At 75.1% G+C, this 912-nt stretch carries 1 protein-coding gene; it reads left to right on the top strand.

All coding sequences use genetic code 11. The annotated features are described in order from the left end of the window. Window positions 1-111: 111 nt before the first annotated feature. Window positions 112-912 (top strand): metallophosphoesterase family protein (locus ACSNOK_RS33275; protein WP_436784513.1); only part of this gene is annotated, 801 nt, incomplete at its 3' end.

The following is a 912-nucleotide window of genomic DNA, read 5'->3' as shown; positions in this document are numbered from 1 at the left end:
ATCCAGGCGGGACGGGCGGCAGCGCCCCCCGCTGGCGCGCCCGTCGCCGTCAGCGGTGACAACGGCAAGGACAAGAGGAGCCGAGGAGAGCATGGCGACGGGAGTCGACGCGTGAGACTGCTGCATACGTCCGACTGGCACCTGGGGCGCTCCTTCCACCGAGTCGGGCTCCTCGACGCCCAGCGCGCCTTCCTCGCGCACCTCGTGGACACCGTGCGCGAGCGCGAGGTGGACGCCGTCCTCGTCGCCGGCGACGTTTACGACCGGGCCGTGCCGCCGCTCGCCGCCGTCGAGCTGTTCGACGAGGCCCTGCACCGGCTGGCCGGGACCGGTGTCCCCGTCGTCATGATCTCCGGCAACCACGACTCCGCCCGCCGGCTCGGCGTCGGCGCCGGGCTCCTCGGCCGGGCCGGTGTCCACCTGCGCACCGACCCCGCCGACTGCGGCACCCCCGTCGTCCTCTCCGACGCCCACGGCGACGTCGCCTTCTACGGCCTGCCGTACCTCGAACCCGCGCTCGTGCGCACCGCCCTCGACGCCCGGGGCGCCGGGCACGTCGCCGTGCTGGAGGCGGCGATGGACCGGGTGCGCGCCGACCTCGCCGGCCGTCCGGCCGGGACGCGGTCCGTCGTCCTCGCCCACGCCTTCGTCGCCGGCGGCGCCGCCAGCGACAGCGAGCGCGACATCACGGTCGGCGGGGTCGCGGCCGTACCGCCCGAAATCTTCGACGGTGTGGACTACGCCGCGCTCGGCCACCTCCACGGCTGCCAGACGATCACCGAGCGGGTCCGGTACTCCGGCTCGCCGCTCGCCTACTCCTTCTCCGAGGCCGGCCACCGCAAGACCATGTGGCTGATCGACCTCGCCGCCGACGGCACGGTCACCGGCGAGCGGGTCGACTGCCCGGTGCCC

It is taken from the genome of Streptomyces sp. URMC 126 (assembly GCF_051386555.1).
In the GTDB taxonomy this organism is placed as follows: Bacteria; Actinomycetota; Actinomycetes; order Streptomycetales; family Streptomycetaceae; genus Streptomyces.
Note: the sequence above shows the minus strand (reverse complement) of the source record. Positions and strands in the feature narration are given on the sequence as shown.